The following is a 6,628-nucleotide window of genomic DNA, read 5'->3' as shown; positions in this document are numbered from 1 at the left end:
TCCGTTATATGTTATTTTTCCGTTTAACTCTTCACCTGCATGGAGCTGAATAACCAATTCGTAGTTTGTCTGCTCAAAAGCTGTAACTCCGGTTATTCTAAATCCCAGTTCAGGATCACCATTCACCCCAGACCAGTCCATTGGATAATTCTCAAATGCAAAAATATGATCAAATATTGGCCCTTGTGCTGCTTTCACTGATTGAATATCTGCCAGAGAAATAAAGTCATAGTTTTTCGCCTCTAATGAAGCACACTGCACCTGACTAAGGACCTCGACGACCGTCTCATCATCTAATGCTGCAATCCGGACAGGGATGGTGTTTATAAACAATCCAACAATCTTTTCTACTTCAGGAATATTTGACGGCCTTCCAGATACCACTGAGCCAAAGACAACATCATCAATATCATTCAACTTCTGAAGTAGAATTCCCCATAAGGTCTGGATAAGAATGTTTAATGTCACATGCTGTGATATAGCCAACTCTTTCAGCTTCCTTGTCAATACTGAATTTAATCTGAAATGAAGTTCTTCCCTTCTATATTCACTTGATAGATTGGATTTTTTATAGGGGATCCCCGACAGATTCTCATATCCATTTAAATATCCAGCCCAGAAAGCCTTTGCTTCTTCTTCATTCTGCTCTTCCAGCCACCGTATATAAGCACTAAATGGCATTGATTTCTCATTTTGGTTTAATTGGCCGTGCTGCTGACATCTATACTCCTCAAACAGTTCCTTAAGCAATAATCCGATGCTCCAGCCGTCCAATATAATATGATGAAAGCTCAACAGAATCTGATATGTAGCGTCTCCTGTCCGAATTACCACCATCCGAAAAAGGAGATCCCGGGAAAGATCAAATCCTCTTTCCCGGTCCTTACGCTTTAGGTTCATCAGAAAATCATACTGTGCACTTTTGCTTAGGTTGGATATATCCTCTACTTGAACAGATGTTTTTCTACTTTTTAGAACGAGCTGTGTCGGCTCCTTTACTTTTGAGTACAAAAAGACTGTACGTAAAACATCCTGTTTTTCAACGATTCTATTCAAACTAACTTCAAGATGTTTTACATTAAGATTTCCTTCTACCTCCATCGTCATCTGCTCAAAATAAGCATGGTCCTTTGGATGATTTAAACAATGAAATAGTATTCCATGCTGCATCGGAGATAGACGGTATAGGTCATTTACGTTTTTTTTATTAAACACACCCTATAACCCCCAATGTAATATAAATTAATTCTTCTCTTCAAAAGCCTCAAAGATATCGTCTAAATCACTTGCGGTCAATTTGGTCATGCTGAAGTCGCTTGGAGTCCTCTCTGTTTCTTCCTTACTTTCACAATGTTTAATCAATAAAGTCAGATAATGTATGAAACGTTCTCCAAAGAATTTTATGCTGCTGCTATAAAAACTCCTCTGATCATAAAGCAATATCATTCTTAGCTGCTGCCCAGAAACATAACTGTTCATTTGAATAGGATAAGGATTCTCATTAATCATACTAATCTGTTTCCCAATCGGCATGTTAAATATCTCATGGTTAAACTGACCTAAGTAATTAAAGCTGATTTCCGGTTTGAGATTAAATTTAAAGTCCGTATCGTTTTCAAGAGCCAAATATTTAATTACCCCATACCCCGCACCTTTATTTGGTATATCGCGAATGTTTTCTTTAACCGCTTTGATTACTGAAGAAAAATGGTCTGAGTCTAGTTCAAAAACAACCGGGAACATGCTTGTAAACCATCCCACTGTTCTGCTTAAATTTACTTTTTCTAACAGATTTTCTCGACCATGACCTTCTAAGGTAACGGCCATGCTGTTCTTGCCAGTCCACTCTTTAACTGCGAGAACAAGTGCAGCAAGCAAAAGATCATTTATCTCTGTCTGATAGGCCTGATGAGCATTTGTTAAAAGGATTTTAGTTTCTTCTTCACCCAGACAGAATTCTTCTAATTGAGTATTCCCGTAGAGAGAAGTCCCCGTAACACTTTGATCTTTTGGAAGAGGCGGGACAATTTTCGACTCTAATTTTCTCCAATAAGGAATCTCTTTTTGAAGCTTTTGGCTCTTTGCATATTTATATAGCTCTTTCGCCCAAGATTGATATGAAGTCGTTTTAGCAGGAAGAACTGATCCTCCTTCATCATGCAGATACGAAAAATCCTCCAAAATAATACGCCATGAAACACCGTCAACAACCAGATGATGGATGACTATCAGAAGATAACTACCTTCTTCGGTATTGAAGATAGCAAGTCTTACAAGCGGCCCCTCTGAAAGGTTAAGACTGCCCTGTATCCGTGTTGCTTCCTTCTCTATCAAGGCCTCTGCATTCTCCGCTCCATAAAACTCCAGCACTTCAATAGTTAAATCTATACCTTCCAGTCCTCTGTTATACTGTGAAAAAACTTCACGTGAGAAAACCATGCGAAGGGCATCATGGTGCTCACAAATCTTCTGCATGCTATCCTTTACGGCTATAGGATTCCAACGCTTTTTCCGGAAAAGCATCATGGATTGATTAAAGTGTCCTACTTCATGATACTGCTGAGAAAAAAACCATTTCTGCACTGGCGTGAGCGGAACATCCCCCTCAATCAATCCTTGTTCCTCATTAGTCTGGCTAGACTGTAAATAAGGGATCAAATCCGATATGGAAGGATTCTTAAATAAGTCCTTCATATCGAATTTCAACCGATGTTCATGAAGTTTTGCCGCAATCTGAATAGCTTTAATTGAATCTCCTCCTAGTTCAAAGAAATTATCATGGATACCAACAGCCTCAATCTGTAGGACCTCTTGCCAAGTTTGAGCCATTATTTTCTCCAATTCTGTTTTAGGTGCAGTGTAATTCTCAGCGCTCTTCTTTAATTTCGGCTCAGGTAGAGCTGCGTAATCAAGTTTTCCGTTTAAAGTGAGCGGAAAAGAGTCTAGCTCGACAAAAAAAGCAGGTATCATATATTCTGGTAGAGTTCTCAATAAATGAGCCCGTAGCTCTGAAACGCTCCATTCTTTGTTTGAGATCAAATACGCACAGAGGTTCAAGTTTCCGTCCTCAGTTTTTCTTGAAGAAACAATAGCTTCTTCAATTGAAGGATGGGCCAATAAGCAAGCTTCAATCTCTCCCAGTTCGATTCGGTAACCCCTTATCTTGACTTGGGAATCCTTCCTTCCTAAATACTCTAAATTTCCGTCTGGAAGCCAACGAGCGAGATCTCCTGTCCGATACATTCTTTGTCCAATCTCAAAAGGATTTGTCATAAACTTCTGACATGTCAACTCTTCCATGTTTAGGTAACCCCTTGCAACTCCTGTACCGGAGATGTAGAGTTCGCCTGGCACTCCTGCTGGCAAGAGATTTATTTGATTATCAAGTACATAAGCTTTTGTAAGTTCTAAAGGTGCTCCTATATTGCTGATATAAGATGTTTCAGCTGGATTCATCACTTTATATGTGGCATAAACTGCTGTTTCAGTTGGGCCGTACATATTAATAATCTGTGTATCAGGATAAACCTGTCTCCATTGCTCCAGTTGGTTGGGATATAGGGCTTCTCCGGCCAGCATAACTTTCCTTATCTTCAAGTTGTAGAAAGTCCTATTAAGTTCCGCAGACATTGGAACGAAGGAAGACGGTGTCTGACACATAATAGTTACCTTCTCTTTTTCCATAATTGTTAGAAGCTTTTCTGGGCTTCTGCTATCCATTTGAGATATTACAACCAGCTTTCCTCCCCTCAGCAAAGAACCGAAGATTTCCCATACTGAGACGTCGAAACAATAGGAATGAAAGAATAGCCATATATCTTCTTCATCAAAATCAAATATGTTATTTTGATTACAGAAAAGACGCACTGCATTCCTATGCTCCACCATTACCCCCTTTGGCTTTCCTGTGGAACCTGAGGTATATATCAGATACGATAAATCTTCTGCTGAAGCAGTTTCACTCAGATTATGAACTTCAAAAGATGCAGCTAGAATATCATCGATTTTCAAAATACTTCCATTAAATTCTGTAGGAACAAATGTAGAATTAGTACAGACTAAAACCTTTGATCTGCTGTCATTGAGCATGTACAATATTCTATCCTCAGGATAGCTCGGATCAATCGGCATATAGGCTGCACCCGCTTTTAATACCCCTAAGATAGCTACAATCATGTCAATGGACTTTTCGAATAACAACCCTACAATCTGATTTTTTCCTATCCCTTTATTCCTTAAAGCTCTGGCCAGCTGATTTGAACGTGCATTAAGAGCTCTATATGTGATTTGCTCGTTGCCAGAAACAATTGCAACGTTGTCAGGGCTTTTATTCACCTGTTGCTCAAACAAGCCATGCAGAGTTTCAACTTTCGCCTGCTGAAACCCGGTCTGATTAAACTTTATAAGAACCTCCTGTTTTTCACTTTCTGTAGCCAGTTGGATATGACCAATCAGGATATCAGGATTTTTTAGAATCTGATCAAGAATATGAATGTAATGGGTAACCATTCTTTCCACAGATTGTTTTTTAAACAGACGAGTGCTGTATTCTACCGACAAACGGAGATTTTCAGTTTCATCTATAACCCAGCTAAGGTCGAACTTTGATGTATCCATTTCTAACTGCATTACGTTAAGTTGTAGTCCATCATGATCCGTTTGAAATTTCTCCATGTTCTGAAGAATGAACATTGTATCAAACAAAGGATTTCGATTTAACACACGTTGGAGCCCCAGTTTTTCGACCAATTCTTCAAATGGATATTCACTATGTTCTTGTGCAAGAAGCACCTCATTTTTCACCTGATTTAAAAATTCGCTAAATGATTGTCCAGCATTTGATTTATGACGTAGCGCCAGAGTATTGACAAACATGCCGACTACTTTTTCCGTGTCTGAGTGAGAACGCCCTGCAATCGGTGAACCAATCACAATATCATCCTGACCTGTATACTTATGCAGAAGAACATGATAGGCTGCCAGCATAGTCATGTAAAGAGTCACATCTGATTGAGAAGAAAAAAGTTTAATCCTTTCCGTAAACGCTCTACTAAAATCCATCTGCAGCAAATCACCGTCGAACTTCTGTACCTGTGGTCTCGAATAATCAGTATGCATATCCAGCACAGGAATTTCGCCTTCAAAACGTTTTTTCCAGAAAATCTCTTGACGCTTTAAGGAGTCAACTTGACTCTGTTGCCAAACCGCATAATCCTTATATTGGATAGTCGCCTCTTGAAGCTCCCGTCCGTGATAGAGATCATAGAACTCCTGAAGCAGTATATTTACAGATATTCCATCTGAAATGATGTGATGAAAATCAATCATGAGTATATGTGATTCAGCATTAATCTGTACTAACTGCGACCTTAATAGAGGAGCACAGCTTAAATCGAATGGTCGAATAAACTCTTTTTTAAGAGTATCAATATTTGGATCCTGCGCAATGACATGCACCAGCGGCCAATCCAAATTATTATGAATTTTTTGTACAAGCTGTTCTTCTTCGAAGTGGAATGATGTCCTTAAAATTTCATGTCGTTGAATTAGACAGTTTAATGATTCTTGAACCTTTTCAAGGTCCAGCTTTCCATCTACTTTTAACAGTATTGGAATATTATAATGAATTCCCTTTTCCTCCATCATCTGCAAAACATAAATTCGTTTCTGCGCAAAAGAAACAGGATAGTACTCTTTTTCGGTAGTACGCCTAATTGCCTCAAAAGAGCTTTGAGACTGCTCATCGATATGTTGAGCTAGCTTTTTAACTGTTGGGAAACTAAAAATTCGCTTCAGACTTACTTCTGTTCTCATAATTTTATGAATTCTGGCTGAAAGAATCGTAGCTTTAAGAGAGTGCCCTCCAAGTTCAAAAAAATTATCATTCAGGCTTACCTGCTCTACCTGCAAAATTTCCTTAAATATTTCGGCCAGCGCCTTCTCTGTATCCGTGACAGGTTCTACATAAAGCTTTGTTCCCTTATTTTTACTTCTTTCTGCGGGAAGCCTATTTTTATCCACTTTTCCATTTGGAGTAAGCGGAAGCTCCTCAAGATAGGAAAAATGAGTTGGAATCATGTAAGCTGGCAAGTGTTCTGCCAGATACTCGCGCAAAGAAGCTTCCAATACCTCTCCCTTCCAGACGATATAGGCACAAAGGTAAGAATGCCCCTGACTGTCTATTTTCATAGTGGCCGCCGCCTCGCGGACCGCTGGAAATTCTTTTAGTCGACTTTCAATTTCTCCAAGCTCAATCCGGTGACCCCTGACTTTCACTTGTTGGTCTATTCTTCCCAAGTACTCAAGGTTTCCATCTGGCATCCAGCGGACAAGATCCCCCGTCTTATAGATTTGATCGCCAGGCACGAAAGGATTCTCCACAAAACGCTCTTCTGTCAAGTCTGGTCGATTCAGATATCCGCGGGAGACTCCGTCTCCTCCAATAACCAGCTCTCCAGGAATCCCTTCCGGCTGAAGCTGACCACTAGGACTTAAAACATAAGCCGATGTATTACTGATTGGCTTCCCAATCGGCACCGTATGGAGGTTAATCATAGACTCAGTAACAGGACAAGCCGTGGCAAACACTGTTGTTTCGGTTGGTCCATATACGTGAATGAGCCTGTCT

The 6,628-nt window shown here is 39.7% G+C and carries 2 protein-coding genes; both read right to left on the bottom strand.

From position 1 onward, the window contains the following. The coding region (locus ABWK52_RS20110; protein ID WP_255289064.1) for a condensation domain-containing protein at positions 1–1,215 on the bottom strand (1,215 nt) is incomplete at its 3' end. A 27-nt stretch (positions 1,216–1,242) separates the two neighbouring features. Further along, a complete protein-coding gene (locus ABWK52_RS20105) occupies positions 1,243–6,618 on the bottom strand; it encodes an amino acid adenylation domain-containing protein (RefSeq protein ID WP_353772097.1) in 5,376 nt (1,791 codons plus the stop codon). Positions 6,619–6,628: the final 10 nt, after the last annotated feature.

Source organism: Bacillus sp. AP50, from assembly GCF_040492675.1.
Taxonomy (GTDB): domain Bacteria; phylum Bacillota; class Bacilli; order Bacillales; family Bacillaceae_G; genus Bacillus_A; species Bacillus_A cereus.
This window is presented reverse-complemented; position numbering and strand designations above follow the sequence as displayed.